Annotated in this window: 30 protein-coding genes; 13 read left to right on the top strand and 17 right to left on the bottom strand. The window is 71.8% G+C overall.

Annotated features, from left to right (window positions below):
- From C569_RS32410 to C569_RS0117880, 3 genes are all read right to left on the bottom strand, one after another.
- Positions 1–184: Txe/YoeB family addiction module toxin (locus C569_RS32410; RefSeq protein ID WP_026268309.1), on the bottom strand; the 184-nt coding region annotated here is incomplete at its 3' end.
- Entirely contained in the window at positions 181–465 is a 285-nt protein-coding gene (locus C569_RS0117890) for a type II toxin-antitoxin system Phd/YefM family antitoxin (protein WP_018787151.1), read from the bottom strand. The genes C569_RS32410 and C569_RS0117890, both read right to left, overlap by 4 nt.
- A gap of 735 nt (positions 466–1200) precedes the next feature.
- Positions 1201–1884, bottom strand: a complete 684-nt coding sequence (locus tag C569_RS0117880) for an HAD family hydrolase (protein ID WP_026268308.1) — start codon at positions 1882–1884, stop codon at positions 1201–1203.
- Positions 1885–2127: 243 nt separating this feature from the next.
- Between C569_RS0117880 and C569_RS0117875 the strand changes: the two genes are divergently transcribed.
- Complete coding sequence (locus tag C569_RS0117875) at positions 2128–2442, top strand: hypothetical protein (protein ID WP_036346144.1); 315 nt, start codon at positions 2128–2130, stop codon at positions 2440–2442.
- Positions 2443–2711: 269 nt separating this feature from the next.
- On the opposite strand, the gene C569_RS0117870 is transcribed toward C569_RS0117875, so the two are convergent.
- The gene (locus tag C569_RS0117870) at positions 2712–3179 is read right to left on the bottom strand and encodes a hypothetical protein (RefSeq protein ID WP_231394824.1); all 468 of its coding nucleotides are present in this window, start codon (positions 3177–3179) and stop codon (positions 2712–2714) included.
- A 74-nt stretch (positions 3180–3253) separates the two neighbouring features.
- On the opposite strand from C569_RS0117870, the gene C569_RS30510 reads away from it, so the two are divergent.
- Both C569_RS30510 and C569_RS0117860 read left to right on the top strand, forming a co-directional pair.
- Positions 3254–3694, top strand: a complete 441-nt coding sequence (locus tag C569_RS30510) for a hypothetical protein (protein WP_231394823.1) — start codon at positions 3254–3256, stop codon at positions 3692–3694.
- A 497-nt stretch (positions 3695–4191) separates the two neighbouring features.
- A complete protein-coding gene (locus tag C569_RS0117860; RefSeq protein ID WP_018787145.1) occupies positions 4192–4962 on the top strand; it encodes a GNAT family N-acetyltransferase in 771 nt (256 codons plus the stop codon).
- A gap of 74 nt (positions 4963–5036) precedes the next feature.
- On the opposite strand, the gene C569_RS0117855 is transcribed toward C569_RS0117860, so the two are convergent.
- On the bottom strand, positions 5037–5729 hold the full coding sequence (locus tag C569_RS0117855; RefSeq protein ID WP_155945560.1) for a hypothetical protein: 693 nt from the start codon (positions 5727–5729) through the stop codon (positions 5037–5039).
- An 83-nt stretch (positions 5730–5812) separates the two neighbouring features.
- Between C569_RS0117855 and C569_RS0117850 the strand changes: the two genes are divergently transcribed.
- Together C569_RS0117850 and C569_RS0117845 are read left to right on the top strand one after the other, a co-directional pair.
- Positions 5813–6196: a hypothetical protein gene (locus C569_RS0117850; protein ID WP_018787143.1), complete on the top strand. Its 384-nt coding sequence runs from the start codon at positions 5813–5815 to the stop codon at positions 6194–6196.
- A gap of 227 nt (positions 6197–6423) precedes the next feature.
- Complete coding sequence (locus tag C569_RS0117845; RefSeq protein ID WP_026268306.1) at positions 6424–7353, top strand: LLM class F420-dependent oxidoreductase; 930 nt, start codon at positions 6424–6426, stop codon at positions 7351–7353.
- 56 nt (positions 7354–7409) lie between these two features.
- Here the strand turns inward: C569_RS0117845 and C569_RS0117840 are convergent, their stop codons facing one another.
- Positions 7410–7760 carry a hypothetical protein gene (locus C569_RS0117840; protein WP_018787141.1) on the bottom strand — a complete coding sequence of 117 codons (351 nt, stop codon included), beginning with the start codon at positions 7758–7760 and terminating at the stop codon, positions 7410–7412.
- Positions 7761–7827: 67 nt separating this feature from the next.
- Between C569_RS0117840 and C569_RS0117835 the strand changes: the two genes are divergently transcribed.
- Positions 7828–9054: an FAD-binding protein gene (locus tag C569_RS0117835; protein ID WP_026268305.1), complete on the top strand. Its 1227-nt coding sequence runs from the start codon at positions 7828–7830 to the stop codon at positions 9052–9054.
- A gap of 22 nt (positions 9055–9076) precedes the next feature.
- Here the strand turns inward: C569_RS0117835 and C569_RS0117830 are convergent, their stop codons facing one another.
- Together C569_RS0117830 and C569_RS0117825 are read right to left on the bottom strand one after the other, a co-directional pair.
- Complete coding sequence (locus C569_RS0117830) at positions 9077–10216, bottom strand: site-2 protease family protein (protein WP_018787139.1); 1140 nt, start codon at positions 10214–10216, stop codon at positions 9077–9079.
- A 281-nt stretch (positions 10217–10497) separates the two neighbouring features.
- Entirely contained in the window at positions 10498–11355 is an 858-nt protein-coding gene (locus C569_RS0117825) for a helix-turn-helix transcriptional regulator (RefSeq protein WP_026268304.1), read from the bottom strand.
- 137 nt (positions 11356–11492) lie between these two features.
- Here C569_RS0117825 and C569_RS0117820 point away from each other — a divergent pair, with 137 nt between their 5' ends.
- Positions 11493–12194 carry an SDR family oxidoreductase gene (locus tag C569_RS0117820; protein ID WP_018787137.1) on the top strand — a complete coding sequence of 234 codons (702 nt, stop codon included), beginning with the start codon at positions 11493–11495 and terminating at the stop codon, positions 12192–12194.
- 293 nt (positions 12195–12487) lie between these two features.
- On the opposite strand, the gene C569_RS0117815 is transcribed toward C569_RS0117820, so the two are convergent.
- Complete coding sequence (locus C569_RS0117815; RefSeq protein ID WP_018787136.1) at positions 12488–12694, bottom strand: DUF397 domain-containing protein; 207 nt, start codon at positions 12692–12694, stop codon at positions 12488–12490.
- A 13-nt stretch (positions 12695–12707) separates the two neighbouring features.
- Complete coding sequence (locus C569_RS0117810; RefSeq protein ID WP_026268303.1) at positions 12708–13544, bottom strand: helix-turn-helix transcriptional regulator; 837 nt, start codon at positions 13542–13544, stop codon at positions 12708–12710.
- Positions 13545–13813: 269 nt separating this feature from the next.
- Here C569_RS0117810 and C569_RS0117805 point away from each other — a divergent pair, with 269 nt between their 5' ends.
- The 3 genes from C569_RS0117805 to C569_RS33250 all read left to right on the top strand — a co-directional run bounded on the left by C569_RS0117805 (position 13814) and on the right by C569_RS33250 (position 14594).
- Positions 13814–14128, top strand: a complete 315-nt coding sequence (locus tag C569_RS0117805; RefSeq protein WP_018787134.1) for a DivIVA domain-containing protein — start codon at positions 13814–13816, stop codon at positions 14126–14128.
- Positions 14125–14379, top strand: coding sequence for a hypothetical protein (locus C569_RS0117800; protein ID WP_018787133.1), 255 nt, complete (start codon positions 14125–14127; stop codon positions 14377–14379). Before C569_RS0117805 ends, C569_RS0117800 begins: the two co-directional genes overlap by 4 nt.
- 62 nt (positions 14380–14441) lie before the next feature.
- The gene (locus C569_RS33250; RefSeq protein WP_155945559.1) at positions 14442–14594 is read left to right on the top strand and encodes a hypothetical protein; all 153 of its coding nucleotides are present in this window, start codon (positions 14442–14444) and stop codon (positions 14592–14594) included.
- A 68-nt stretch (positions 14595–14662) separates the two neighbouring features.
- On the opposite strand, the gene C569_RS0117790 is transcribed toward C569_RS33250, so the two are convergent.
- From C569_RS0117790 to C569_RS0117775, 4 genes are all read right to left on the bottom strand, one after another.
- The gene (locus tag C569_RS0117790) at positions 14663–15082 is read right to left on the bottom strand and encodes a PIN domain nuclease (protein WP_018787131.1); all 420 of its coding nucleotides are present in this window, start codon (positions 15080–15082) and stop codon (positions 14663–14665) included.
- Positions 15079–15288: a type II toxin-antitoxin system VapB family antitoxin gene (locus C569_RS0117785; RefSeq protein WP_018787130.1), complete on the bottom strand. Its 210-nt coding sequence runs from the start codon at positions 15286–15288 to the stop codon at positions 15079–15081. Before C569_RS0117785 ends, C569_RS0117790 begins: the two co-directional genes overlap by 4 nt.
- 99 nt (positions 15289–15387) lie before the next feature.
- Positions 15388–16278, bottom strand: a complete 891-nt coding sequence (locus tag C569_RS0117780; RefSeq protein ID WP_018787129.1) for a L,D-transpeptidase — start codon at positions 16276–16278, stop codon at positions 15388–15390.
- 73 nt (positions 16279–16351) lie between these two features.
- Positions 16352–17797 carry an alpha-amylase family protein gene (locus C569_RS0117775; protein ID WP_026268302.1) on the bottom strand — a complete coding sequence of 482 codons (1446 nt, stop codon included), beginning with the start codon at positions 17795–17797 and terminating at the stop codon, positions 16352–16354.
- Positions 17798–18088: 291 nt separating this feature from the next.
- Between C569_RS0117775 and C569_RS0117770 the strand changes: the two genes are divergently transcribed.
- Genes C569_RS0117770 through C569_RS0117760 form a run of 3 tightly spaced genes read left to right on the top strand, consistent with a single transcriptional unit; the run spans position 18089 to position 21778 of the window.
- A complete protein-coding gene (locus tag C569_RS0117770; RefSeq protein WP_026268301.1) occupies positions 18089–19714 on the top strand; it encodes a hypothetical protein in 1626 nt (541 codons plus the stop codon).
- A complete protein-coding gene (locus C569_RS0117765) occupies positions 19711–21177 on the top strand; it encodes an NADH-quinone oxidoreductase subunit NuoF family protein (RefSeq protein ID WP_018787127.1) in 1467 nt (488 codons plus the stop codon). Before C569_RS0117770 ends, C569_RS0117765 begins: the two co-directional genes overlap by 4 nt.
- 16 nt (positions 21178–21193) lie before the next feature.
- The gene (locus tag C569_RS0117760) at positions 21194–21778 is read left to right on the top strand and encodes a redoxin family protein (protein WP_026268300.1); all 585 of its coding nucleotides are present in this window, start codon (positions 21194–21196) and stop codon (positions 21776–21778) included.
- A 67-nt stretch (positions 21779–21845) separates the two neighbouring features.
- Here C569_RS0117760 and serS read toward each other — a convergent pair whose 3' ends face one another.
- From serS to C569_RS0117745, 3 genes are all read right to left on the bottom strand, one after another.
- The gene (gene serS, locus C569_RS0117755; RefSeq protein ID WP_018787125.1) at positions 21846–23129 is read right to left on the bottom strand and encodes a serine--tRNA ligase; all 1284 of its coding nucleotides are present in this window, start codon (positions 23127–23129) and stop codon (positions 21846–21848) included.
- A gap of 432 nt (positions 23130–23561) precedes the next feature.
- Entirely contained in the window at positions 23562–24665 is a 1104-nt protein-coding gene (locus tag C569_RS0117750; RefSeq protein WP_018787124.1) for a MerR family transcriptional regulator, read from the bottom strand.
- A gap of 31 nt (positions 24666–24696) precedes the next feature.
- Positions 24697–25872 carry a trans-acting enoyl reductase family protein gene (locus tag C569_RS0117745; protein ID WP_018787123.1) on the bottom strand — a complete coding sequence of 392 codons (1176 nt, stop codon included), beginning with the start codon at positions 25870–25872 and terminating at the stop codon, positions 24697–24699.
- Between the last annotated feature and the right edge of the window lie 21 nt (positions 25873–25893).

Raw genomic sequence — 25893 nt, 5'->3', positions numbered from 1 at the left:
CCTGGTCGATGCGTCTCGACCAGAATCCCGCCCAGTTTCCGCGGAGCTGCTCCGGTTTGCCGATGCCCTGGTGGCCGTTGCGTCGGATGTCCTCGATCAAGGCGTTCACTCGTTTGAGCATCTGGCGATCTCGTTGCCAGGTCAGATAGTCTTCCCAGCCTCGGCCGGCGAACTGGACCTTCACGCTGCCGATGCCTCGCCTGAACTGGCGTCGGGGTCGATCAGGTCGTGCATCTCCCCACCCCCGTTACGCAGCTCTTCGACGGCTTCATTCAGACGGCGGGCGTTGGCGGGGCTGGCCATCAGGTAGGCCGTCTCCTTCAACGACTCGTACTCGCGCAGCGAGATGATGACCGCGGCCTCCCGGCCGGAACGGGTGACCACCACTTCCTCGGCGTCGTCCACGACATGGTCGAGCATCTTGGCCAGGTTCTGCCGGACCTCTGAGTAGGGAACGGTGCGCATGCTGCCGCCTCCAAACGTTACGTACAACAAATTGTACAAGTCTGCCGAGGCTCCTCGTCACATGGTCCGACGTCTGGCCCTGAACTGTCGATCAGGCTCAGGAGCGGCGCGGGCGTAGCGGGAGCGGATCACCGGTGATCGTGGCGAGGTGGGTTTTTCCTGTTCATCACGTTGGTGGCGACCCGGGCTGATCGCGTCGAGGTCCGGTCCGACGCTCTCGGTCCGCACCGAGGCGTCAGGCCCGCGAGTCCGACCCACGGCTTCTCCCTACCGCGCGGGAATCTGGATCTGCCGTTTGGCGATCGTCTTGGCTGTTTTTCCGTGGCCGTTCCGGGCGGCGGGGGTGCGGCTGATGTCCCCACAGGGGGCGGCGACGATGGCTGCCGTTGGCGTCATCCTGGTGTTAGTCGGCCATAGTCTCGTTCTCCGTGCTCATCAGCGAGCGGGGTATTTCGGTGACGGCTACGACCCGTTGCGGCCGCCGGGCGGCCTGGTTGCCCGAGACGTGTTCCGCCTGACGTACTGGTAGCCGCATCGGTTCGGACAGCCTGTGACGGTTGTGCTGTACAGCCGGTCGTACAGCCAAGACCACCGACTGACGCCGACAACACCCGACAACGACAGACGGGCTGACCAGGTGCGCTGCCACCTGATCAGCCATCCGTGATCTCCTTTGGGATCCCAAGGCCGCAGGTTCGGCTCCTGGCCAGGCAAACAGGTACTGTCCTTCGGACGTCAGACCTGTCCGGACGCAACCTGGGCAAGCCTGAGCACGTACTCGAAGCCGCGGTTCTGGGCGGGTGAATTCACCATCGGCAGGATCAGCGCTGGTATGCCGGCGGAAACCGATCCGCCGTCGCCGGTGGGATGATCACCGACCATCAGGGTCTGGCCCGGTACGGCATGGAGGGCGTCGAGGGCGGTGCCCCAGATCCGAGGGTCCGGTTTGACGAAGCCGACCTCGTAGGACAGTACGAACGCGTCGACATAGCCGTCGAGTCCGTGCCGCGCAAAGCATTCGCGGATGTCCCAGCCGACGTTGCTGACGACGCCGATGCGAACACCGCTGTCACGCAATGCGGACAGGGTGGCGACGGTGTCGGCGTACGGCTCGATCGCTTCGGCGTGTGTCTCGTGCAAGATCGATGCCAGCCGCTGGTCCACCCCCGGGATCTGCTCCAACACGGTGAGGATCGCCCGATCCCAGACTCGCGGATCCAGATCTCGGGCGATGTGAGCCGGATCCGTGGCCGTCTTCCGCAACAGTTCCGCGAAGTCGCGAGCAATGCGGTGCGCCTCGCCGGCAGTCAGTGTCCGGCCGATCGATGCCGCCGCGTTGCCCACCCAGCGCTCCGAGTTCCGGGCGAACAGAGTCCAGGCGAAGTCGAACAGTACCGTCGTCACGGGCCTGGCGGTCATCGCATCACCCTAGATAGATAATTCGATGGGTGGCGCCGCGGGGGTCGTCGAGGACCGCGGGTTTCCGAGGGCCGGGGGGTTGACCACACGCCGAGGCGGTGAGCAGCGTCACAGCAACCGCAGAGTCCGAGCCGTCGTACCGTCACGTCGTATCCCATTTCGCGATCTTGCGGAAGCGTGACGGTACACGGCGGGCGCGGTGGCGGCCATCAGCCGGCTGGACCGGCCGGGCATGCTTGCCGGATGGAGAACGCTCATGTGGCGGCGCCGCTTGCTCTGCACCTGTACTGCAGGGTCGACGTCCTGGTGACCGATGCCGAGGCTCTTGCCGATCACGCTGTCGACGAACTGCGAGATGCAGATGTCGACTGGTCTGCGGAAGACGACGACTTCGAATCGGCGGCCGGAGAGCTGCGCGGCAGCATCGCTGACTCGCTCGGGGCGGTAGCGGACATCAGCCGCCTCATCGAGAACGTCCCGGGAGTCGAGTTCCGAGGCGGTTGGTGCCGGGCGGAGCCGGGACCGCCGCGAGAGATCCCCGCTCCTGGAGGCCGTTGAGCGACGGGATCCGTCGGTGTGCGGCCTGCGATCGATCCGGCAAGAACTTGCCGATGACAGCCCCGAACGCCGCGGCATCAGCCCGTACGGCGAGCTGTTGCTTTCCCTGCCAGCGGCGATGCTGCGGGTGCCGTCTCCGCGAGTTCGGCGGGAAGGTGCCCACGGTCGAACGCTCGCCGCTCGGCCCTGAGAAGGAGGTCGTCTACCTCTGCCTCGTCTCGCAACCTGATCACGCCGATGGTTCCCGGTCGCCAGCACGTTCCCGGCGATCAGACTTTCGGCGTGACCTGGACGATGCTGCTGCCACTGGTCGTGGTGTTTCCGTCGCCGATCACTGAGGTGGTCAGGTCGTAGAAGCCCGGCTCGGCATCGGCACCGATCGCGATCGTGCTGACGGGGCGTTCGCCGGGTGCGCCGACCGGCCGCACCGGCGCGGCTTCGAAGGTGACCAGTCCCGGAACCGTCGAAGCGGCCTTGAGGTCGTCCACCGTGCCGTACGGACCCGTCAGCCGTGCGGCCAACTCGACCTGCGGCGAGGTGGAACTCCGCTCGTCCGGGAACTCGACCGTCCAGTGGACGGTCAGGGTCTGGCCCGGCTGATACGGCCGGTCGACGTCCAGGGCCTCACAACAGGTGTACGTCGGCGGCGCTGCCGCCACCTCCGATGGTCCGGTGCCGCAGGCTGCCAGGAGCGGCACTGCGAGGCAGCAGAGGAGGCGCAGGCGCGGCGAGTTCATGCGCAGGATCGTAGGCGGGGCTCGCCGCTGCCAGGGGGGCGGCGGAGAGATGCGCGGCGACCTATGGTTGCCGCGTGAACAGACGCCTCTGGGTGATGTCGGCACTGGCCGTGACCGCGTTGCTCGCCGTCCCGGTGACGGTCGTCGGCGTCCACGTGGCCCACCCGCGGAGCGAGAGCGGATACCTGGCGCACCTGAAGCAGTACGGCGACCGGCGGAACGACCGGCCGCTGGCGGTGCTGCCGCCCAGCACTGACCTGGTCGCCGAGGGCGACGCGGCGTGTGACTGGTTGCGCGAGCAGCCGTACGCGCTCTGGCGGCACGATCCGGAGTACCGCGAGCTGGTCGTCTACGAGCGCTATGTCCGGCAGGTCGAGAACCGCCTGCCGGCCTGGGGTGACGAGCTGCCCGATCGCAGATCGGTGACGGGAGCCGCGTGGACCCACCTCTGCCCGGCGGAGTGGGAACTACGCCAGCCCCGCCGTAACCCCTTCGCCCCCGAGCCGCCGGACTGAACGCCCCACGTCCATCGCCCTCGCAGGATTGATCTTGAAGTTGTGCGCCTCGCAGAAGCCGCGGGCAGGACATTCGAGGCGCCACAACTCCAAGACGACGAAGAGCCCCGCGCGGGCGCGGTCAGTGCGCGCGGTTCGTGGCCATCCAGGCGGTGGCGAAGTCGACGAGGGTGCGCTGGCGCATCAGCCGTGCCGTCGCGTTGCCGACCCGACCGGTCGTCGAGCCAGGTCATGGTCATGGTGCCCGCGTACGCCGGGTCGTCAGCCTGGAATACGGCCGTCTGCCGCCGGAGTGGCGGCGATCGTCCGCCCGCCCCGATCGATCCTGTCCACCCTCCGACCATAGGTCCCACGGCCCACAAGTGTGCTCGTCGACCTCGGCGTCGTGGCGGTGAACGAATGCCCCCGAGCGGGGCGATACGGACGCCACAACTCCACGATGGACGGGAAGCGAAACCGGGACGCGGGACCGGGGCGCGCCCGGTACGCTGCCGCGAATGCCGGTACGCCCTCACGCCGAAGACCCCGCCGATGTCCTGCTGCTCGGCGACGACGACACCCCGCTGGCCCGGATGCGGCTGCGGGACGACGACGGCACGGCGGTCGCGGCCGAGGTTCGGCCGCTGCCCGAGGCACCGCTCACCCGGCTCGTCGCCCAGGTGCGGCGTGACCTCGCCGGGCACCGGCTGGAGACGCCGGACGAGGCGCTGGCGGCGGCGCTGGTGGCCGATGGCCTGAAGCTGGACCGGGCCGCCACGGACATGCGGCACGACCTGACCGACGTACCGGCACCGGTGGCGCTGCCGGACGGCTGGTCGCTCGGCGCCCCCGGCTGGGACGACGACCTCGCCGCAGGGCTGGACGCGGCGTACGGCCCGGACCACCCGGACGGCCGCTGGCAGCCCGGTGACACCGACGAGGTACGGGCGATGTTCGACATCGGCGAGCCGGTCCCGCCCCTGGTGCCGGCGTCGGCCCGGCTGGTCGACAGGGACGGCCGCAGCGCCGGGCACGTGCTGTGCGCCGGGCCGGTGCCGTGGACCGACGACGACTGCGTCTGGATCCTCAACCTGGGCGTCGCGCCCCGCGCGCAGCGCCGTGGGTTCGGCCGGGCGTTGCTCGTCCACGCGTTGCGCGGCGCGCGGGAGGTCGGCCTGCCGTCCGTCGGCCTGTCGGTGGCCGACGGCAACCCGGCCCGCCGCATGTACGACGCGGCCGGCTTCCGCGTCCTCACCCGGGTGCTCACGGTCCGGATCCCCGCCGCTTAGGCCGCCCCGACCTGCGGCGTTGCGCCGTTCGCGGTCGCCGTGCCGTTCCGCTGAGATCCCGTCCGCGTACCAGCTCACGCGCCGGTGAGTAGCGGGCGGTGCTCGGCCCAGAGCCAGCTCAGGTAGTCGCGCAGCCGTTCGGGGGTGGCGATCCAACCCTGGCCGGGATAGCGCAGCAGCCGGCTGACCTCGCCGGCCACCAGGTCGTACCCGGCCGCGCCGGTCTCCGGCACCGGGGCGTCCGGTGCGACGGCTACGGGCAGCGGGACCATCGGGAGCCGCACACCGGCGTCGTCGCAGGCCCGCAGCACGGTGAGGTAGACCCGGACCAGGTGGTACGGCGAGACGACGAGCGCGGCGCTGCCGATGCCCAGCGCTCGCACCCGCTCCACGATCCACGCGGCCTGCCGGCCGGTTCCGGTGATCGGCTCGGTCTGGAGCACGACCCCGTCGGTCCGGCGCAGGCCGAGACCGCGCAGCCGGTCGAGCGTGAGCGGGCGGTAGGTCCGCTCGGCGGGATCGGTGTTGGCCACCAGCAGGTGCCGCAGTGCCGGGCCGCTCTCCCAGACGCCGATCGCGTCGGTGAGCCGCCAGTCCTCGCCCTGGCCGGTGGGCACCACGAGCGCGTCCACCCGCCTGGCGGCGTGGTGGGGGAGCGTGAGGACCATCGTGACCGCCTCCAGCACCGCCAGGAGCCGGTCCGCGGGGACGTCCGCGAACGCCTCCGCCGGCACCAGCCGCGGCAGCGGGCGGGACACACTCGTCACGCCCACGATCTTGCCACCCCGGGCCGGAAATCGAGTACGGATGCTCAGGCATCCACCCGCTGCCGCCGGGAAGGATTTCCGGTGTGACGACGAGACGTACGCTGCTCGGCGGTCTGCTCCTGGCGCTGGCCACAGCCGGTGCCTGGGCGGCCTGGCTGAGCTGGGAGGCCGGCTGGACCGTGGACCCGGAGACCGGCGCGACGAGCGGGCCGTACGCGGTCTGGCAGGTCGCCGCCGCGGTGCTGACCCTGGGTGCGCTCGCCGCGGTCGCCGGCTGGTGGTTGAACATCTGGCTGGTGGCGATCGTGATGACTGTGGCGTTCACCGTGCCGTGGGCGGTGCACGCGGCGTCGACCGACGACAGCGGCCTGTGGGCGGTGGGGGCGGCGCTGGTGGCGATCGGCACGACCATCGGTACGACGCTCGTCGGGGGCGCCGCGGGCTGGCTGCGCCGCCGGACGGGGTGACGAGTCGGATGCCGCGGCAACGCCGGCTGCTGCAGACCGCGCCCGCCGACCACCTCGACGCATAGGGCGGCGGGTCGTGCCCAGCGCGTCCACCAGCTCGCCCACGCTGCTCTCCGCCCGGCGCAGCCGGTCGAGCATGCGGCTGCGATATGCCTCAGCGGTCATCCGCCTGGCAGGTGATGACAGGTCGCGCTGCCCCGGCACGGCCGGCTCCATATGCTCGGGGGATGGAACTGCGGATCTTCACCGAGCCCCAGCAGGGGGCCATATACGACCAGCTCCTTGCCGTGGCCCGCCGCGCGGAGGAGACCGGCTTCGCCGCGTTCTTCCGCTCCGACCACTACCTGAAGATGGGTTCGGTGGGCGGAGATCCCGGCCCGACCGACGCCTGGACCACGCTCGCCGGGCTCGCCCGCGACACCACCCGGATCCGGCTCGGCACGCTGATGAGCGCCGCCACGTTCCGGCTGCCCGGCCCGTTGGCGATCACCGTGGCGCAGGTCGACCAGATGAGCGGCGGCCGGGTCGAGCTGGGCATCGGCACCGGCTGGTACGCCGAGGAGCACACCGCGTACGGCATCCCGTTCCCGCCGCTGGGGGAGCGGTTCGACCGGCTGGAGGAGCAGCTCGCGGTCATCACCGGGCTCTGGTCGACCCCGGAGGGCTCCACGTTCGACTTTTCCGGCACGTACTACCCGGTCAGCGACTCACCGGCGCTGCCCAAGCCGGTGCAGCGCCCCCGCCCGCCGATCCTGCTCGGCGGCATGGGCCCGAAGCGCACGCCCCGCCTGGCCGCCCGGTACGCCGACGAGTTCAACCTGCCGTTCGCCTCCGTCGAGGACACCGTCGCGCAGTTCGGGCGGGTGCGGGACGCCTGCGCCGGGATCGGCCGTGACCCGTCCACGATGACCTGGTCCAACGCGCTCGTGCTCTGCTGCGGACGCAACGAGGCCGAGGTGAGGCGCCGTGCCGAGGCGATCGGCCGTGACCCGGCCGAGCTGCGCGCCAACGGCGCCGCCGGCACGCCCGCCGAGGTGGTCGACACGCTCGGCCGGTACGCCGAGGCCGGCAGCTCGCGCGCCTACCTCCAGGTGCTCGACCTTACCGACCTGGACCACGTGGAGCTGGTGGCCGCCGAGGTGATGCCCCAGGTCTGACCCGCCGCCGCCCGCCGTCCGGCGAGATCTTGGTATGGAACGGTAGCGGCGGGGCGTCAGCGTGGGGTTGCGCGGCGGACGGTGTCGAGGCGACCGTCGCGGTCGCTGTCCAGGTACGTCACGTCAGGCACACCGTCGCCGTCCAGGTCGACCTGCACCACGTCGGCCACACCGTCGCCGTCCAGGTCGGTCACCAGCTCGACGGAACCGTCCAGGTGCCGGGTCACTATCGACCGGCCGGACGCCTGGCGGGGCGGCGGCCCCGGGTGGGGCACCGGGTCCGGCTCGGGCTCCGGCGTGGGCCCCGGCACCGGCGCGGTGGCGACGGGCCCCACGCCGGTCGGGTCGATCTCCTCCTCCGACGGGTACACGTCGCCGCGGAGGCTCGGGTCGCGGTAGCTGCTCATCCCGCCAGGATTCCCGCCGAGTGGCCGGGGCAACCCTGCCGGCGCATGATGGCGCATGATGCAGCGCATGACTCACACCAACTGGGCCGGAAACGTGAGCTGGTCGGCGCGTACCCGATCGCGGCCGACCTCGGCCGACGAGCTGCGCCGGCTGGTCGCGGAGACCGACCTGGTCCGGGCCGTCGGCACCGGCCACTCGTTCAACCGGCTCGGCGACACCACCGGCACACAGGTCGCGCTGGACGGCCTGCCGCCCGCCGTCGCGCTCGACCCGGACCGCGGCACAGTCACCGTCGCGGCCGGTCTGCGCTACGGCGACCTGGCCACCGCGCTCCAGGCCCAGGGGTACGCGCTGGCGAACCTCGCCTCGCTGCCGCACATCTCGGTGGCCGGCTCGGTCGCCACCGCCACCCACGGCTCCGGCGCGCGGAACCGCAACCTCGCCGCCGCCGTCGCCGCGCTGGAACTGGTCACCGCCGACGGCGACCTGATCACCGTCGACCGCAGCGACGGGCGGTTCGCCGGGCTGGTGGTCAACCTGGGCGCGCTGGGCGTGGTCACCCGGCTCACGCTCGACGTGGTGCCCACGTACGAGATCCGGCAGTACGTCCGTCTCGGTCTGCCCCGCGCGGCGCTGGACGAGGCGCTCGACGCCGCGTACAGCGTCAGCGTCTTCACCTCGTGGCGGTCGGAGCGCTTCGACCAGGTGTGGCTGAAGCAGTACGCCGACGAGGCGCCGCCGCCCGCCGACTGGCTGGACACGGTGGCCGCCGACTCGCCCCGGCACCCGGTGCCCGGCATGTCACCGGAGCACTGCACCGCGCAGCTCGGCGAGCCGGGGCCGTGGCACGAGCGGCTGCCGCACTTCCGGCTCGGCTTCACCCCCAGCAGCGGTGACGAGTTGCAGTCCGAGTGGCACGTGGCCCGCGGCGACGCGGCGGCGGCGCTCGCCGCGCTCGATCCGGTCGCCGACCGCATCGCCGCCGTGCTCCAGATCTGCGAGCTGCGTACGGTCGCCGCCGACGAGCTGTGGCTCAGCCCGAACTTCCGGCGCGAATCGCTGGCGCTGCACTTCACCTGGGTCGGTGACCCGGTGGCTGTCGCGCCGGTGCTGGCCGAGGTGGAGGAGCGGCTCGCCCCGTTCGCGCCGCGCCCGCACTGGGGCAAGCTGTTCGAGCGCGATCCCGCCGCCGCGTACCCCCGGCACGCCGACTTCGCCGCACTGCTGCGCGAGTTCGACCCGAAGGGGAAGTTTCGCACCGCCGAGCTGGACCGCTACTTCCCCCGGGACTGAGCCGGCTTTCCTCGGGACTGGCTCAGCGCCCGGCCGGCATCTGCTGGCGCAGGCTGCCGCGCTGGACCGCCCGGCTGATGTCGCTGGGCGAGACGATGCCGACCAACTGGTCGTCGACCACCACGAGGGCCCGGCCGTCGGTGCACTCGTTGAGCCGGGGGAGCAGGTCGGTGAGTTGCTCCTCCGGGCGGGCGAGCACCAGTTCGTCGGCCCGGCAGGACACCTCGGCCAGCGTGGTCGACGCGCGGCGGTCCGCCGTGATGCCGCGTACCCGATCGAGCGTGACCAGACCGATCGGCCTGCCGGCGTCGGTGAGCGGCAGCGCCGAGTGCCGGTACGCGAACAGGTAGTGGTCGACGAAGTCGGCCACCGTGAGGTCGCCGGACGCGGTCTGCGGCTGCGGCGTCATCACGTCGCCCACCCGGACGCCGCGCAGCGCGTCGCCCATCCGGGCGGCGCGCTCCTCCTGGCCGGCCGCGCCGAGCAGGAACCAGCCGATCAGCGCCAGCCACAGCCCGCCGAACCCGGCGCCGCTCAGGAAGCGCCACAGCCCGAGTCCGATCAGCACGACACCGAGCACCCAGCCCGCGCGGGCCGCCACCACCGACGCCTTCGTCCGGTCGCCGGTGAACTTCCAGACCGCCGCGCGCAGCAGCCGCCCGCCGTCCAGCGGGGCGGCGGGGAGCACGTTGAAGACCGCCAGCAGCACGTTGATGCCCGCCAGCCAGGACAGCGCCCCGAGCAGCAGGCCGTCCCCGGCCGTCACCGCGACCGCCACCGCGATCGCGGCGAAGACCACGCCGATGATCAGGCTGACCAGCGGGCCGACCCCGGCGATCCGCAGCTCGGCGCCCGGGTTCCTCGCCTCGCCCTTCAGCTCGGCGACGCCACCGAACAGCCACAGCGTGATGCCCTCGACCTCGATGCCGTTGCGCTTGGCGACCACCGCGTGCGCCACCTCGTGGGCGAGCAGACCGAGGAAGAAGACCACGGCGGCGGCCAGGCCGGCCGCGACGTAGGCGACGGGGGAGTGACCGGGGTACGAGGCCGGGAACAGGCTGGCCGACAGCGCCCACGCGATCAGCACGAAGATGACCAGGACACTCCAGTTGACACCGACCGGTACGCCGGCGATTCGACCCAGCCGGAAACTCGCCCTCATGTTTCCGTCATACCCGGCGGACCCATCCGCACACCAGAGCCGGCAGGCGGCACTTTGCACTTGTACAAGTCGTACGAGTTTGTACGATCGGGACATGAGCGAGCCCGCCGCCGAACTCCCGATCTCCGATGCCCGAGATAGCCTCTTAGACCACGCGGGCGGTGGCGGGACTCTTTCGTTCGGCCCTGCCCCCGCCTACCCCCCGAAAACCCCTGCCAGATGCGGGACAGCCCCGTTGGTGCGCCGAGCGGCGGGCCGTGGGGGCAGGTGCGCCCCCACTGCTATCCCGGGATGCTAGTTTCGGTCAGCGCCTGGGTGCCGAGGACGCTGAGGAGCTTGAGCCGATCGGCGGCGTCGCTACCGGGAGCCGCGGTATAGGCGACGATGCGCAGGTCGCAGCCGGGAGCTGTGAACAGGTCGCAGTCGAGGATGAATGTTCCAACTTCGGGGTGGTGCACGGTCTTGGTGTGCGTCTCGTGGACGCCCACGATCCCCCTCTCCCACAGGCTGGCGAAGTCGGTACTGACGCGCCGTAGGTCCTTGATCAGAGAGCGCAGGCTGACATCGGTGGGGTAGCGGGCGGTCGCCGCCCTGAGATCGGCGACCAGCGCCGCCTCGAACCGGGCCTCCTGCTCGGGGGTGTGGCTGATCCGGCTCGCCAGACCGGCGAAGTGCCGCCAGGTGATGTTGCGCTCGCGTCCCCGCAGCGCGGACGCGTCCCCGAACAGGGCGGTCCACAACGGGTTCCACAGGATCAGGTTCCAGGCCGCGTCATAGACGCTCAGCGGTGCGCCGTCCAGCTGATCGAGCAACCTTCGGACCCCTGGTGGGATGTGTGCCGAGACCTGTCCGGGGCCCGGTGCCGATTGGCCCGCGAGGAGATACAGGTGTTCGCGCTCGGCCGCCGACAGCCGCAGGGCACGGGTCAGCGCGGACAGCACCTGTGCCGACGGGGAGGTAGCCCGGCCCTGTTCCAGGCGGATGATGTAGTCCACCGAGAGGCTGGCAAGCTGCGCCAGTTCCTCACGTCGCAGCCCGGCGGCCCGGCGGAGTCCGCCCGTGGGGATTCCCACCGCGGCGGGGGCCGTACGGTCGCGCCAGCCACGCAGCGTCCTGCCCAGTTCCCTGGATCCGCTCACGGCCTCAGTATGCCGCTCGCCCCGCTCGGACAGCCTGGTACTGGCAGTCCACAGGCAACGGCGGGCACTGTCTGTCCGTCCGCAGTACGAGGAGGGTGAAGGCGTCATAACCCCACCGAGCACCGGAGTGAACACCCATGACCACCGCACTGATCACCGGAGCGAACAAGGGCCTCGGCTTCGAGACGGCCCGCCGCCTGATTGAGGCCGGGCACGCCGTCTACGTCGGGGCACGCGATGCCCACCGCGGCCGAGAGGCGGCAACGCGGCTCGGCGCCCGCTTCGTGCAGCTCGACGTCACCGATGAGGATTCCGTCAAGGCCGCCGCCGAAATCGTCCGCGCAGACGCCGGCCGGCTCGACGTCCTGGTGAACAACGCCGGGATCGCAGGCGCGCGCAAGCTTGGCCGGATCGGCGACGTCACCGCGGCCGACATGATGACCACGTACGACACGAACGTCTTCGGCGTCGTACGCGTCACGCACGCCTTCCTGCCATTGCTGGAAGCAGGCGACGCCCCGGTCGTCGTCAACGTCAGCAGCGGTCTGGGCTCTGTAGCGGCGACCACCGATCCCAGCCGGGTGGAGTTCCGGGTGACAGCGCTGGACTATAACTCCTCCAAGACCGCGCTGGTCATGGTCACCTCGCAGTACGCCAAGGCGTACCCCGCCATCCGATTCAATGCCGTCGATCCCGGCTACACCGCCACCGACCTCAACGGCCACCAAGGTACCCAAACCGTCGAAGAAGGCGCGGAGATCATCGTCCGCATGGCCTCCATCGGTGCCGACGGACCGACCGGCGGCTTCTTCGACAAGGCCGGCCCGGTCGCCTGGTAACCGTGCGGTGCCGCCGCCTGCCCGGCGTCACCACTGCGGGGGACCCGGTGACGAGTCGGTGCTCCACCTGGCCCCCGCGAACCGCAAAGTCCGAGCCGTGGTAGCGCACGGCACGAAGACCGTGGACCAGTTCATCGCCGTACTAATACGAAGTCGATCGCCGCGTCGACATCATCGACGCTGAATTCGTGCGAGGGGCTCATGGAGGGCACGGTAGCCGGGTTGTTCACCGGAAAAGCGCAGCACACTGTCAGCACGCCGACCCGGCCGCTCCAGTGCCGGCGCGCAACCGGTCAGCGGCTCAGCGTCTCGTCTTTGACGGCCCGGATGAAGGCGGCCCAACTGCTCGGCTGGAACGCGAGGGCCGGACCGGCGGGGTCCTTGCTGTCGCGTAGCCCGACCACGCCGGGCAGGCCGTCGGCGACCTCGACGCAGTCGCCGGAACCGTTGCTGCGGGTGCTCTTGCGCCAGGTCACCGTCGCCTGGTTGGCCTCTTCCACCCGCGCCGTCCCCTCATAGCTCGTCGATCGCCCCCAGGATCAGGTCGCGCGACTCGCGGGCGCCGGCCGCCGTGGCGACCAGATGCTCGAAGACGCGGCTGTACTCCCTGACCTGTTGGCCTTCGAGATAGAGGCTACCCGCACGTGTCTCGACGTAGACGACCCCCGGATCGGCCGGCTCGGGGAAGGTCAGCACGCTGAAGGCGCTGCCCATCGACCCGTACTCGCCCGCGCCGAAGGTCAGGATCTGGATGGTGCGGCCGGGCCGTTCCGCCTCCTCGGCCAGTCGCCGCAACTGCGCCGCGAACAGCTCCGCGCCGCCGACCGGCCGCCGTAGCGCTGCCTCGTCCAGTACCACCCAGAGCTTCGGCGGAGTCTCGGTGTCTTGGCGGCGCATTCGCAACTCCACCCGCCGGTCCACCTCGTCGCTCGGGGCGTCCGGGTGCTCGGCGCGGATGACCGCGCGGGCGTAGTCGGCGGTCTGGAGTAGGCCCGGGATGAGCTGCGGTTGGAAGGCCCGGATCTCGGACGCCTCGGCCTCCAGCCCGACGTAGACCTCGAACCAGTCCGGCAGCACGTCGTCGTACGCCTGCCACCAGCCGCGCTTGCGGGCGTCGCGGGCGACCTGGACGAGCGCGTCCACCTCGTCGCCCTCCACGCCGTACAGCTCAAGGAGTCCACGGGCGACCGGCGGCATGACTGACACCTGGGCGTTCTCGATGCGGCTGATCGCCGACTTCGAGATGCCCACCTCTTTGGCGGCCTGGTCGGCGGTCATGCCGGTCTGCTCACGGAGGCGACGGAGGGCAGCGGCCAGGCGTCGACGTCGGACGGTCGGGCTTCCAGTCATGCCGGTCAGTGTGGCGGAACTGGACGGACTTCGCAATGACATTCTCCCGAGTCGGGAGTTGCGCAAAGGGTGTAGTTCGGTCCGCGATGAGTGAGTGGGCGGATCGCCTGGGTCACCGGTGTCGACCTGGCCCACGCGGTGTGCCCTGCTGACGTACTGCTGGTCGAAGGCTGCGGTGGCAGGTGCCGGGGTGGGTCCGCCGGTGCGGGGCGGGCCGGCGGGCCCACTCTTCCACGGTTCGATCTCGACGGTGAGAGGCAGGTTCTGTCATGCGCGTCTTCCTCCGGCGTATCAGGCGTCGCCAGCGGTCGGTCCTCGGATCGACCTGCTACCGCTCGTCGGCCTACCACCCGCTGCGTCCCTGGCAGGTGCGCGAGCGGAGCTTCCGGACGACCCCGCTGGGCCGGCGCGGGCTCGACCCGCAGGACGTGCGGGAGTTCCTCGACCGCGTCGCCGGTGACCTGGCCGCCGTCTACGACGCGCTGGGCCAGAGCCGCCGGGAGACCGACCGGATCAAGAACGCGCTGCGCCGCTGGCAGTCGGAGCAGGCTCAGGCCCGCAACGAACGGGGATACGACAGGTGACCGAGCGATGGGTGATCCACCTGCCGGTCGTCGTCAACGACCTGCTCTCCGCTCAGCGGCTGGCCCGGGTGGTGGCGCACTGGACCCACGTCCTGCCGCAGACCGAGCCCGGCGGCACCACCGTCTCGGCGGAGGACGACCAGAACGTCCGCCACTGGGTGTTCTGCGACCGGTTGCTGGCCGGTGGGCGGCGGTGTCTGCTCTGGCCAGGACACGACGGTGAGTGCTCCCGGCGGTTCCGGCCGCGATGAGCATGCGCCGGAGCAGGGCCAGACGCCCGCGTGCCGCACCGGAAGCGGGGTATGCACGAGCCGTGGCCGAAAACGTCGGTTATGCGGTGACCGACGAGGACGTCGAGCGGGCCCGCCGGAGGCTGGCACAACAGCCGCCGATCACCGACGAGCAGCACGACCGGAACATGGAGTGGCTACGCCAGTTCGGGGGCGACAGGGCGGCCGGTGCGTGAACGGGCTTGTCCTGGACACCTCGGCGCTGCTCCCGGTGGCCCCAACCGGCATCGAGGGCCGGAGTCGGTCAGTCGGCCTTTCCGGCCGAGACGACCCACGCCGTCGGCTGGCCGGTGATCGCAGTGATCAGGTCGAAGTCACCGTCGTAGTGCAGAACGGTCACGCCATGCCGTTCGGCCGTCGCGGCGATCAGCAGATCGGCCATCGAGAGCGCTCGGTGGTTGCCCTTGTGTAGCGCCTGCACCTGGACGTCGATCGCACGATTCCAAACGTCGTCGGGCATGGCGAGCCAGTCGAAACCGCGGAGCAGCCATCGAGCGCGCTTTGCGTCCTTGGCCGAGCGGGCGCTGTGTACGACCTCGATCTCAATGGCGCCGCAGACCGCCAGCAGACCGCGATCGGACAACTCGTCTAGGACCGGCGCCACGGCGGGCTTCGGCCACCTGGCCAGCGCAGACTTGTCGAGAAGGTAGCGCTCCCGCGTCATGCCGCTTCGGGCTTCGACGCCTGCTGCGGGTCGGTGAGGTCCGGTAGGCCGCCGCTCTTGAGCCAGTCGGCGAACTCCCGTCGTTTCTCCCGGTTGACCACTGCCTGAAGTGCGGCGTTGACGGTGGCCCTCTTGGTGCCGGTGCCGAGGATCTCGGCGGCCTCGGCCAGGAGTTCGTCGTCGACGTCGAGAATGGTGCGGGACATGGCATGCCTCCTCGTCCAGCAGGCGGACGAGGTGATGATATCAAGTTCTCGGCGTCATGATATACGCCTGCGGATGCCGCTCGCCAGCGACGCGGGCGGTCAGGGGAGCCGGTCGACCACCACGAAGGCGGTGCCCGGCTCCACCTCGGCCAGCAGCAGGCGCTGGGCGCTGCGGGTCAGCCGGATGCAGCCGTTCGTGACGTTCTTGCCGAGCGCGTCGTCGTTGTGCCAGCTGTGCAGTCCGATGTGCGCTCCCCGCAGCCCGGGGGGCACCGAGTCCGGGTCGTCGGGGATCGCGCCGAGGGCGAAGACGTCGACGCCGCCGTAGACGGCCTCCGGGGGCGGGGTGCGGCCCAGCACGAAGGTGCGGCCGAGCGGGGTGAGCTGGCCGGACATGCCGAGGCTCACCGGCCAGGACCGCATCGCCCGCCCGTCCCGGCTCCAGGTGAGACGGTGGGTGCGCCGCTCCACCAGGATCTGGTCGCGCAGCACCACTGTGGTCCAGCCGCCCGCCGGCACCCAGGCGATGGTGCGGTTGGCCGACGGCAGCAGCACCGCCGTCCAGCCGGCGCGGCGTTCGACGATCGGCACTGTCAGCCGTACGCCGCTGATGGTCGGCGCGAGGAAGGCCAGCGGGCGGCCGCCGGGTGCGTCGTACGCGGCCACGTTCCGGTTCGGGCGCAGCCCTTCGCTCAGCGGGCGGGTGTCGGCCGGGTCCGGGTCGGGCGGGAAGCCGCGCGGTGCCGGGTCGTAGGTGACCACCGGCAGGTCGTCCGGCGGTGGCGCGGCGGGCGGCACCGACTCCTGCGGGGACGGGCTCGGCGCGGCGGTCGTGGCCGGGGGCGCGGCGGCGGGCGGCGCGGTCTGGCGCGCGGGCGTGGCGGTGAGCGCGCGGCCCACCAGCAGCGCGGTGACGAGCAGCAGCGGTACGGCGAGCGCGGCGATCAGCCAGCCGGGAGGCCGGCGCGTGGCGAACCGGTCGAACAGCACGAAACATACTGTAACCGACCGGAAGCCCCCGTACCCGCCACTACGGGTACGGGGGTTTTGCGGCCCGGGTGGCTCAGCTCAGCTTCGCGCCGACGTGGATGGCGATCGCGTCGTGGGCGGGGACGTTCGCGGCGAACCAGCCGCCCGAGTCCACGGTGATCACCGGCCCGCTGCACGAGCCGTTGCTGAACGTGCCGTGGATGACGTCGCAGTAGCGGCCCGCCGGCAGCCCGGTGTAGTACGACCGGCCGTTCACCGCGCCGTCCTCGTCGTTGATCGTCAGGTAGCCCTTGCCGGTACGGCTGAACGCGATGTGCTGGTAGCCGTTGTCGTACCAGTTGGCGACCGCGGCGCCCTTCGTGGCGTTGTGGAAGCCGACCATGTTGGCGATGACCTGCCAACGGTGCTCGCACTCCCAGCCGGAGTAGCAGGTGGTGTTCCTGGTCTTGTTGTTGGCGTCCGAGGGCGGGCCGGCGTCGCGGCTGCTGAAGGTGTAGCTGGACTGGACCGTCTTCGAGCCGTACGGCCAGGCCAGCATGAAGGCGTTGGCCAGGGCGTAGGTGCCACGGTTCTGGTAGGTCAGCACCCCGCTGACGTCGCGCTGGGTGTCGTGGTTGTCGACGAACACGGCAGCGGTGCCGCTGGGCAGGTAGCCCCACGCCTCGCCGAAGTTCTTCAGGTACGCCAGGCGCTCGTTGTTGAACATCCGGGCCAGGTCCTTGCCGTACCGGAACTCGTGCACGTCGCCGTTACCGGTGTACTCACCCGGGCCGATCGGCTCGCCCGCGCCGTAGATGACCTCCTGCACGATGTACGCCGAGCGGGAGAGCTTGCTCTTGATGGCGGCGATGTCGGCGGCCGGCATGTGCTTGCTGGCGTCCAGCCGGAAGCCGTCCACCCCGAGCGAGAGCAGGTCGTTCATGTACGCCGCGATCCGCGACCGCACGTAGTCCGACTCGGTCTTCAGGTCGGAGAGGTTGACCAGTTCGCAGTTCTGCACCTCCCACCGGTCGTTGTAGTTACTGATCTCGTTGCCGGGGCGGCCGCAGTAGTGGAAGTCCTGCGACTGGTAGATACCGGGGTAGTTGTAGTGCCCGTACGACGAGCCGGCCCAGCCTGTGCCGCCCGCGTCCTGGCCGGACATGTGGTTGATCACGGTGTCGACGATGACCTTCACGCCGGCGGCGTGGCAGGTGTTCACCATGGAACTGAACTGCGCCCGGGTGCCCTTACGCGACTCGATCCGGTAGCTGACCGGCTGGTAGGCCACCCACCACTGGTTGCCCCGGACATGCTCCTGGGGCGGGGAGACCTGGACGTAGCCGTACCCCTTGGGGCCGAGCGTGCTGGTGCACTCGCTGGCCACCGAGGGCCAGTTCCACTCGAAGAGGTTGGCGATGACGTTGTTGGTGCCGGACGGCGCCGCGGCGGCCGGGGGAGCCGCGACGACGGTGGGCACGAGCAGGCCGGCGGACGCGACGAGGGCGACAAGCGCCGATCGGCATCGACGTCGAAGCATCGGTACTCCTGGGGTCGGGGGACGGTGGCGGTGCGGGGGAGTGGTCAGCTGACGACTTCTTGCAAGTCAGACTGAAATTTTGCGGCAAGGTTACGAGCCTGTTGCAAACTCTGTCAACGTATGGGCATCCGTCGTTGCGTCAGGCGCTACACGCGCGTCTGCTCCCGACGGTTCGAGAATCCGGCCGAGAAATTCGCCACCGGAGGTGATCCGTCCGCGCCGTCCCTCCGTACCTGAGGTGGGAGCAGGGTCGGCCGGTGGGGGCGCCGCCGCGAGACGATCGAGGAGCAGATGGCCCGGGCACAGCAGAACGAGAAGGCGACGACCGTCCGGACCACCAGCACCAGCCGAGGTGCCCGGACCATGTCGAAGTCCGCGATGGTGGCACTGACCGCCTCCGCGCTCGGCCTCGGGTGGGCCGGGTTGGAGCTGGCCGGCGCCGGCGGCGTCATGTACTCGTACGGATTCTTCTTCACCGAGTTCTTCGCCGGGGTGGTCGCCCTGGTCTCGCTCAGCATCACCGTGATGCTGGGCCTGCTCGCCACCGACCGCCTGGTGCTGCTCATCCGGCACCGCGTACTGCTGCAGTCGGCGCACCGCGCCACCGGCGTGCTCGGCGTGGCCGGACTGGTCTTCCACGTCATCACCAAGGTCGCGATCGGCCGGGCCGGGCCCACCGACGCGGTGGTGCCGTTCCTCAGCGGCAGCGGTCTCTACGTCGGGCTGGGCACCGTCGCCGCGCTGCTGATGGTGGGCGTGCTCTGGACCGGCCTGATCCGGGTCCGGTTCGCCGGGGTCGGTCCGAAGTGGTTCTGGCGCGCGCTGCACTCGATGGCGTACGTGTCCTGGCCGTTCGCGCTGGTGCACGGCCTCAACGCCGGCCGTCCGGCCGCCGCCTGGGTGGTGCTGAGCTACCTCGCCTGCGTGGTGCTCGTGGTGATGGCGCTGCTGGTCCGAGTCTCGGTCCACCTCGGCAAGCGCAGCCGCGAGCAGCACCAGGCGGTCGCGCTCAACAAGGCGATGGCCGGCAAGGGCGAGGAGCGTACCGGCGTGTTCGCCGCGCTCACCCGCAAGAAGGCCGCCGACAAGGAGGACGGCGGCACCGGCCGGGGCCGCTGGGCCGAGGCGACCGCCACCTGGACCGCACCGGCCGGCACCGCCCGGCGGCGCGATCCGGAGCGGTTCGCCGTACCCGTGGTGCCGGAACCCGGGTCGCTGCGCGAGCCGGTCCGCGTCGCCGCCGCCCGGCGGCGCGACGCCGAGCCGGACGCTCCGGCCCGCCGGACCGACACCGAGCCGGACGCGCCCGCCCGCCGGACCGACGGCGAACGGTCCCGCCGCCGTCGCCGCGACGACGAGGAACGCGTCACCCGCCGGTCCCGGACCGAGGAGCGGGTGAGCCGCCGGTCCCGCGACGACGAGGACCTGGTCGCCCGCCACGCGGCGTCGCCGGAGAGCGCCGGCCGGCACTCGGCGCCGCCGGACACCGGTGGTCGCCACTCCGCACCCCCGGACAGCGGCCGGTACGCCACCACGGCCGAGGTGGCCCGCTACTCCGCGCCGCCGCGCGCGACCGACGAGCCGGAGGAGCCGTGGGACAGCCCGCGCCGCTGGGAGACCCGCCCGGCCTCCGGTGAACCGATCTCCGGCATCCCGCTGTCGGCGGAACCGCTCAGCGGGTCCGGCCGGCGCTACCGGGACGAGGAGGAGGTGCCGGAGGAGCCGGACTACTGGCGTCCGCCGGCCCGTTACGCCGCCGACGAGGCGTTCGTCGACGACACCCCGACGCTCGTCGACCTCGCCTCCCGCCGGGCGATGCGCGCGGGCAAGGAGAGCCGGTCCAGCCGTCGCAAGCGGGCCGACGCGGACGCGGTCGACGGCGCGTACTGGGCCGGGCTGCGGGGTGAGGCCCGGTGACCCGCACGACGGTCCCGCCGGTCGCCTGCATCGGCGAGCCCCGCCTGACCGCCGGGTTCGCCGAGTTCGGCCGGCTCGACCTGCCGGCCCACGAGGAGGTGCACGGTCCGATCGGCCCGATGGAACCGGCGGCGCTGCTGCGCCTCGCCGAGGCGATCGACCTCAAGGGCAAGGGCGGCGCCGGCTTCCCGTTCGCCCGTAAGCTGCGCGCCGTGCTGGAGTCCTGCGCGCGGCAGGACCTCGGCGCCGTGGTGGTCGTCAACGCCTCCGAGGGGGAGCCGGCGAGCTGGAAGGACAAGGTGCTGCTCACCCGCGCCCCGCACCTCGTCCTGGACGGCGCCGCGCTCGCCGCGTTCGCGCTCGACGCCGAGGAGATCGTGATCGGGGTGGCCGACGACGACGTGGGCCGGCCCTCGCTGACCGAGGCGTTGCAGGAACGGCAGATGCCGGTGCCCACCACCATCGTCACGGTCCCGCACCGGTTCATCTCCGGTGAGGGCGGCGCGCTCGTCAACGGCATCAACGGACTGCCGCACATCCCGCCCGGCACGAAGAAGCGGTCCAGCGACTCCGGCGTCAGCGGGCTGCCCACGCTGCTGTCGAACGCCGAGACGTACGCCCAGCTCGCCGTCGCGGCCCGGATCGGCCCGTACGAGTACGCCGCGCTCGGCACCGACGACGAGCCGGGCACCGTGCTGCTCACCGTCACCGGGTCGGCGAAGCGCCCCGCAGTGGTGGAGTGCGCCGCCGGCACCCCGCTGCGCGAGGTCCTCGACCTGTGCGAGGTGCCGCCCGGCCCGGGCATCCTGACGGGCGGCTACCACGGCAAGTGGATCACCGCGGCGGCCGCCGAGCGGGCCGAGGTGTCCCGCAAGGGACTCACCGCTGTGGGCGGCACGCTCGGCGCCGGCATCGTCGTGCCGCTCGGCGCCGACACCTGCCCGCTCGGCGAGGCCGCCCAGGTCGTGCGGTACCTCGCGGGCGAGTCCGCCGGGCAGTGCGGCCCGTGCAAGATGGGCCTGCCCGACCTGGCCCGCTCGGTCGACCTCGCGGTCTCCGGCAGCGCCCCGGTCGAACTGGTCCGGGCCGCGGCCGGCGACGTCAAGGGACGCGGCGCGTGCAGCCACCCGGACGGCACCGCCCGGTTCGCGCTGTCCGCCATGGAGGTGTTCGCCGACGACCTGCGGCTGCACGCCACCGGCGAGGGCTGCGGCAAGCGGGTCAAGGGCACGATGGGCCTGCCCGGCGCGCCGGACGCCAATCCGCAGAAGCTCACCCTGGACTGGTCGCGTTGCGACGGCCACGGGCTGTGCGCGCACGTGGTGCCGGACTTCATCCGGCTCGACGGCAACGGCTACCCCGCGTTCCCGCCCACCCCGGTGCCGACGTGGCTGCGCGAGGGCGCGCTCAAGGCGGTCAAGGTCTGTCCCGAACTCGCGCTCCGCCTGGTCCGGGCCGAGTAGAACCCAGGAGCCGCCGATGCGTACCGCCGTTCGTGTGACCGCCGCCGCAGTGCTCGCCCTCGGCGCCGCGACCGCCTGCGCCGCCGGACCCGAGCCCGGGACGCAGGCCGGAGCGGTCGCCCCGGCGTCCCCGTCCGTCGCGTCCCCGTCCGTCGCGTCCCCGTCCGGGCCGACGTCCGCGTCACCGGCCGCGGTGCCGGCCGTGCTGTCGTTCACCGGCAAGACCCTCGACGGTACGGCGTTCGACGCCGCCGCCCTCGCCGGGCGGCCGGTGGTGCTCTGGTTCTGGGCACCCTGGTGCGCCACCTGCGCCAGCCAGGCGTGGACGGTGGCCGAGATCGCCCCGGCCTACCGCGACACGGTCGCCGTCGTCGGCGTCGCCGGGCTCGGCGAGGAGAAGGCCATGAAGTCGTTCGTCACCGAGTTCGACCTGGGCGGCACGACTCAGATCGACGACCGGACGGGCGCGCTGTGGCGCCGGTTCGAGGTGGCCGAGCAGAGCACGTTCATCGTCCTGGACCGCACCGGACGGGTCGTCCACAGAGGATTCCTCGACGGCGAGGCGCTGACCCGGCAGGTCGAGACGCTGGCCCGGGGATGACCGGGGGTGGCCCGCGCCGCCCCGCCCCACTCGCGGGGAGGGGCGGGGACGGTGACGGGGGAGCGGGTCAGCGCGGGGTGAGGCGGTCGGTGCCGAGCTTGTCGCGCAGGACCTCCGGGACCACGACCGAGCCGTCGGGCTGCTGGTGCTGCTCCAGGATGGCCGGGAACAGGCGGCTGGTGGCGAGCGCCGAGCCGTTGAGCGTGTGCACGAAGCGGGTCTGCTTCGCGCCCGGCTCGCGGTAGCGGATCGCCGCCCGGCGGGCCTGGTAGTCGCCGGCCCAGGAGACCGACGACACCTCCTTGTACTTGCCGGTGCTCGGCATCCACACCTCGACGTCGAGCGTCTTCTTCATCGAGGCGCTGGAGTCACCGGCGGCCAGCAGGCTGGTCTGGAAGTGCAGACCGAGCTTGCCGACCAGGCCCTCGACGTGCCCGACCATCGCCTCCAGCGCCGCGCCCGCCTGGTCCGGCAGCGTGAACTGGAAGATCTCCACCTTGTTGAACTGGTGGCCGCGCACCGTGCCGCGCTCGTCGGAGTGCGAACCGGCCGCCTCGCGCCGGTAGCACGGCGTGTACGCGAACGCCTTCAACGGCAGCTTCGGGGTCTCCAGGATCTCGTCCTGGTACGCACCGAGGATCGCCGTCTCGGCCGTCGGCAGCAGGAACTGGCCGCGCGAGGACGACTGCTTGTCGATGTGGTAGACGTCGTCGTGGAACTTCGGGAACTGCCCGGCGGCGAACCCGGCGCTCTCCAGCAGCAGGTGCGGCGGCAGTAGGAACTCGTAACCGGCCTGGATGTTCTGCTCGATCAGCCAGTTCACCAGCGCCCACTCCAGCCGGGCGCCCAGACCGGTGTACATCCAGAAGCCCGAGCCGCCGAGCTTCACGCCCCGCTCGTGGTCGACCAGGCCGAGCGCGCGGCTCAGCTCCACGTGGTCGCGTACCTTCTCGATGGCCGGCGCCTCGCCGAACGTCCGCACCACCCGGTTGGCCTCCTTGCCCCCGGCGACCACGTCGTCGGCGGGCAGGTTCGGCAGCTCGCTCATCGTCGAGCGGAGCCGGGTCTGCACCTCGTCGAGCTGGGACTCCAGCTCCGCGAGCTGCTTGCGCTCGGCCTCCGGGGCGACCGGTTGCGGCGTGCCGCCGGACCGTTTCGCCTCCGCGTACGCGCGCGCCTCGGCCTTGCGGCGCTGCCGCTCGGCGTCGATCTCCGTGATCAGGGCGCGCCGTTCCTGGTCGAGCCGCTGGATGTCGTCCAGCGCCCGGGTGACCTCGGCGGGATCCAGACGCTTCGCCAGCGCGGTCGCCACCGCCTCGCGATCCTTCCGGATCAACTCCATGTCGAGCATGCTGCTCGTACGCCTCCGTCCAGGCAGTCAGGTGGGACCTCCAGATGCTACCGTCGCGCCCCCACCGGTCCGGCCCGGCCCGCGCAGCCCGCCGCCGCGGGGCCCTTTCCGGTGACGGTGCGTGGTGGTGGTGCCGCAGGTCGGCTCTGCTCACGTTCCGTGATGCTGCTCCGGTGCCCGCGCCACCCCGGCTCAGCTCGCCAGTTCGCTGAACTGGTCAATCTCTCGGATCCGCTCTCCGGCGGACATGTCCCTCCGGCGACTTTGCTCTGCAGCCACCGACGCAGCGTCAGCGTCGCGCGGATGGCTGCAGAGCAAAGTCTGCGAGGGGTGAAGGGCCGGGGGCGGCGGTTCCGTCACTCATGGTCACCGATTCCTGTCGCGGTGCGGTGCCGGGGCCGGCGCGCTGCGGACCTGATCGCGCGGCGTCGGTCAGAGGCGTACCGGCATCAGGACCGAGAAGGCGTGCGCGTCGTCGGCCCGGCGCACGGCCAGCGGGGTGATCGGGCCGTCCAGCTCCAGCACGAGCTGGCCGTCGCCGGACCCCAGCGCGTCCAGCAGGTACTCACGGTTCACCGCCACCCGAAGCGCATCCGGGCCACCCGCGCCGTCGCCCACCCCGTTCGGGTCGACCAGGCGCAGCTCGCCCCGGCCGTCCAGGCCGAGCGCGACCACCTCGTGCTCGACGCCCTCGTGCGCCCGGTGGCAGACCGGGACGCCGTCGGCGGTGAGCGCCGCGCGCAGCGCCGCGCCGTCGAACGGGATCCGGTACGCGGGTGCGTCGCCGAGCTGCGCCCGCAGCAGCCGCCGGAAGTCGGGGAAGTCGTACGGCAGCGGGACGGCGACCACCGGGCGGCCCGCCACCGTGACCGTCACCCGGTCGGCGGCCACGACGACCTCGGCGGCGTCGGCGCCGTCGAGATCCAGCAACGCGCGCACCTCGTCGACCGACGCCACCGGCAGCAGCGCGCTCACCGGCGGGCCGTCGACGGTACCGGCGACCCGGGCCACGGCCAGCCGGAACCGGTCGGTGGCGAACAGGTGCACCCCGTCCGCGGCGACCTCCAGCAGCACGCCGGACAGCACCGGCAGGTCGGGGTCGGTGCCGACGGCGAAGCGTACGGCGTCCACGGCGGCGGCGAGGTCGGTGCGGGACAGCACGAGGCGGGTGGTCACGACGGTCTCCTCCGGGTCGATCAGGCTGCGGATCCGGGAGAGTTCGCGACGCGCGTCGGCCAGGCCGTCCTCCAGACGGCGCAGATGCGCGTCCAGCAGCCGGTGCACCTCGGCCGGCCGGTGCCGGTGCCGCAGCGCCTCGGCGATGCCGGTCAGCGGCATCCCCACCCGGCGCAGCCCGGCCACCAGCCGGGCCGGGTCCACCTGCTCCTCGGTGTACCAGCGGTAGCCGGTGACCGGGTCCACCCGGGCCGGGGCCAGCACGCCGGAACGGTCGTAGAACCGCAGTGCGCTGACCGTCAACCCGCTGACCCGGGCCAGTTCCCCGATGCTGCGAAGCTCGCTCTCCACGGCCGCCATCCTGTGACCTCAAGCGGGTCGAGGGTCAACCTCACTCCGACAGTGTGCGGAACGTGATGCCCGCGCGTACCAGCCGGTCCAGCAGCGCGTCACCCATCGCCGCGACCGGCGTGACCTGCCCGGCGGTCTCCGGCAGGTCGTCGAAGGCCAGGCAGAGCGCCGACTCGGCGAGCATCTTGGCCGTCTCGTCGTACCCCGGGTCGCCGCCGGCCACCTCGGTCACCACCCGCTGCCCGCCGCCGGTGCCCACGAACCGCACCCGGAACCACGACCTGGCCCGCTGCTCGGCGGTCGGACCCTGCCCGGAGGCGAGCCGACCGAGCAGCCAGCGCCGCGTCGGCGCCACCTTCACCAACCCCATGACACCGGCCAGCCCGACACCGGCGACCAGCACCGTCGGCAGCCGCTTCATCGCGGCGAAGTGCCGGTAGCGGAAGTCCGGGCCGTACTCCGGGCGGGCCGCCGCGGACCGGCGGACCACCTGCGGATCGATGGTGGGCAGCGGCACCGCCCACTGGTCGAACTCGCGCACCCGGCCGACCCTGCCCGGCACCGCGCGGACCCGGCGTCCGTCCGGTCCGGGCTCCATCGCCCGGCGGGCCCGCGCCGCCCGGCTCGTCTCACCGGTACGGGAGAACGCGGTGAGCGCCGAGTGGTACGTCCCGGCGGAGAACCGGCCACCGGCCCGCACGTAACCGTCGACGGCGATCGGCGCGTCGGCCGGCAGTTGCTTGACCGTGTACCAGACGCCCAGGTCGTGCGGGATCGAGTCGAAGCCGCAGGCGTGCACCAGGCGTGCCCCGGTGCGCACCGCCTCGGCGTGGTGCCGCACGTACATCAGGTCCACGAACTCCGGCTCGCCGGTGATGTCGAGGTAGTCGGTGCCGGCCGCGGCGCACGCGGCCACCAGCGGCTCGCCGTGGTGCACGTACGGGCCGACCGTCGTGGCCACTACCCGGGCGCTCTCCGCCACCGCGCGCAGCGACGCCGGGTCGGTCACGTCGGCGGTGAGCAGCGGCAGGTCGGCCAGGGCCGGGTCGATCGCGACCAGCCGGTCCCGCGCCGCTGCGAGCTTGTCCGGGTTGCGCCCGGCAAGTGCCCAGCGAAGCCGGTCCGGCGCGTGCCGGGCCAGGTAGTCGGCGGTCAGCCCGCCGGTGAAGCCGGTGGCGCCGAACAGGACGAGGTCGTACGGACGGTCTGCGCGCATCAGCCGAGTGTGCCATCCAGA

Source organism: Micromonospora sp. CNB394 (genome assembly GCF_000374985.1).
In the GTDB taxonomy this organism is placed as follows: Bacteria; Actinomycetota; Actinomycetes; order Mycobacteriales; family Micromonosporaceae; genus Micromonospora; species Micromonospora marina.
The sequence above is the reverse complement of the archived record's forward strand: the minus strand, read 5'-3'. Positions and strand labels throughout refer to the sequence as shown.

What these genes read in the sequence shown, in the direction of transcription:
- C569_RS0117775 (WP_026268302.1), bottom strand. Translation starts at nt 17,797, where the DNA reads ATGCTTCGACGTCGATGCCGATCGGCGCTTGTCGCCCTCGTCGCGTCC.
- C569_RS0117845 (WP_026268306.1), top strand. Translation starts at nt 6,424, where the DNA reads ATGGAACTGCGGATCTTCACCGAGCCCCAGCAGGGGGCCATATACGAC.
- C569_RS0117870 (WP_231394824.1), bottom strand. Translation starts at nt 3,179, where the DNA reads ATGAACTCGCCGCGCCTGCGCCTCCTCTGCTGCCTCGCAGTGCCGCTC.
- C569_RS0117820 (WP_018787137.1), top strand. Translation starts at nt 11,493, where the DNA reads ATGACCACCGCACTGATCACCGGAGCGAACAAGGGCCTCGGCTTCGAG.
- C569_RS0117890 (WP_018787151.1), bottom strand. Translation starts at nt 465, where the DNA reads ATGCGCACCGTTCCCTACTCAGAGGTCCGGCAGAACCTGGCCAAGATG.
- C569_RS0117835 (WP_026268305.1), top strand. Translation starts at nt 7,828, where the DNA reads ATGACTCACACCAACTGGGCCGGAAACGTGAGCTGGTCGGCGCGTACC.
- C569_RS0117785 (WP_018787130.1), bottom strand. Translation starts at nt 15,288, where the DNA reads ATGTCCCGCACCATTCTCGACGTCGACGACGAACTCCTGGCCGAGGCC.
- C569_RS0117760 (WP_026268300.1), top strand. Translation starts at nt 21,194, where the DNA reads ATGCGTACCGCCGTTCGTGTGACCGCCGCCGCAGTGCTCGCCCTCGGC.
- C569_RS0117840 (WP_018787141.1), bottom strand. Translation starts at nt 7,760, where the DNA reads ATGAGCAGCTACCGCGACCCGAGCCTCCGCGGCGACGTGTACCCGTCG.
- C569_RS0117810 (WP_026268303.1), bottom strand. Translation starts at nt 13,544, where the DNA reads ATGACTGGAAGCCCGACCGTCCGACGTCGACGCCTGGCCGCTGCCCTC.
- C569_RS0117750 (WP_018787124.1), bottom strand. Translation starts at nt 24,665, where the DNA reads ATGGCGGCCGTGGAGAGCGAGCTTCGCAGCATCGGGGAACTGGCCCGG.
- C569_RS0117860 (WP_018787145.1), top strand. Translation starts at nt 4,192, where the DNA reads ATGCCGGTACGCCCTCACGCCGAAGACCCCGCCGATGTCCTGCTGCTC.
- serS (WP_018787125.1), bottom strand. Translation starts at nt 23,129, where the DNA reads ATGCTCGACATGGAGTTGATCCGGAAGGATCGCGAGGCGGTGGCGACC.
- C569_RS0117770 (WP_026268301.1), top strand. Translation starts at nt 18,089, where the DNA reads ATGGCCCGGGCACAGCAGAACGAGAAGGCGACGACCGTCCGGACCACC.
- C569_RS0117830 (WP_018787139.1), bottom strand. Translation starts at nt 10,216, where the DNA reads ATGAGGGCGAGTTTCCGGCTGGGTCGAATCGCCGGCGTACCGGTCGGT.
- C569_RS0117745 (WP_018787123.1), bottom strand. Translation starts at nt 25,872, where the DNA reads ATGCGCGCAGACCGTCCGTACGACCTCGTCCTGTTCGGCGCCACCGGC.
- C569_RS0117790 (WP_018787131.1), bottom strand. Translation starts at nt 15,082, where the DNA reads ATGACGCGGGAGCGCTACCTTCTCGACAAGTCTGCGCTGGCCAGGTGG.
- C569_RS0117805 (WP_018787134.1), top strand. Translation starts at nt 13,814, where the DNA reads ATGCGCGTCTTCCTCCGGCGTATCAGGCGTCGCCAGCGGTCGGTCCTC.
- C569_RS0117875 (WP_036346144.1), top strand. Translation starts at nt 2,128, where the DNA reads ATGGAGAACGCTCATGTGGCGGCGCCGCTTGCTCTGCACCTGTACTGC.
- C569_RS0117880 (WP_026268308.1), bottom strand. Translation starts at nt 1,884, where the DNA reads ATGACCGCCAGGCCCGTGACGACGGTACTGTTCGACTTCGCCTGGACT.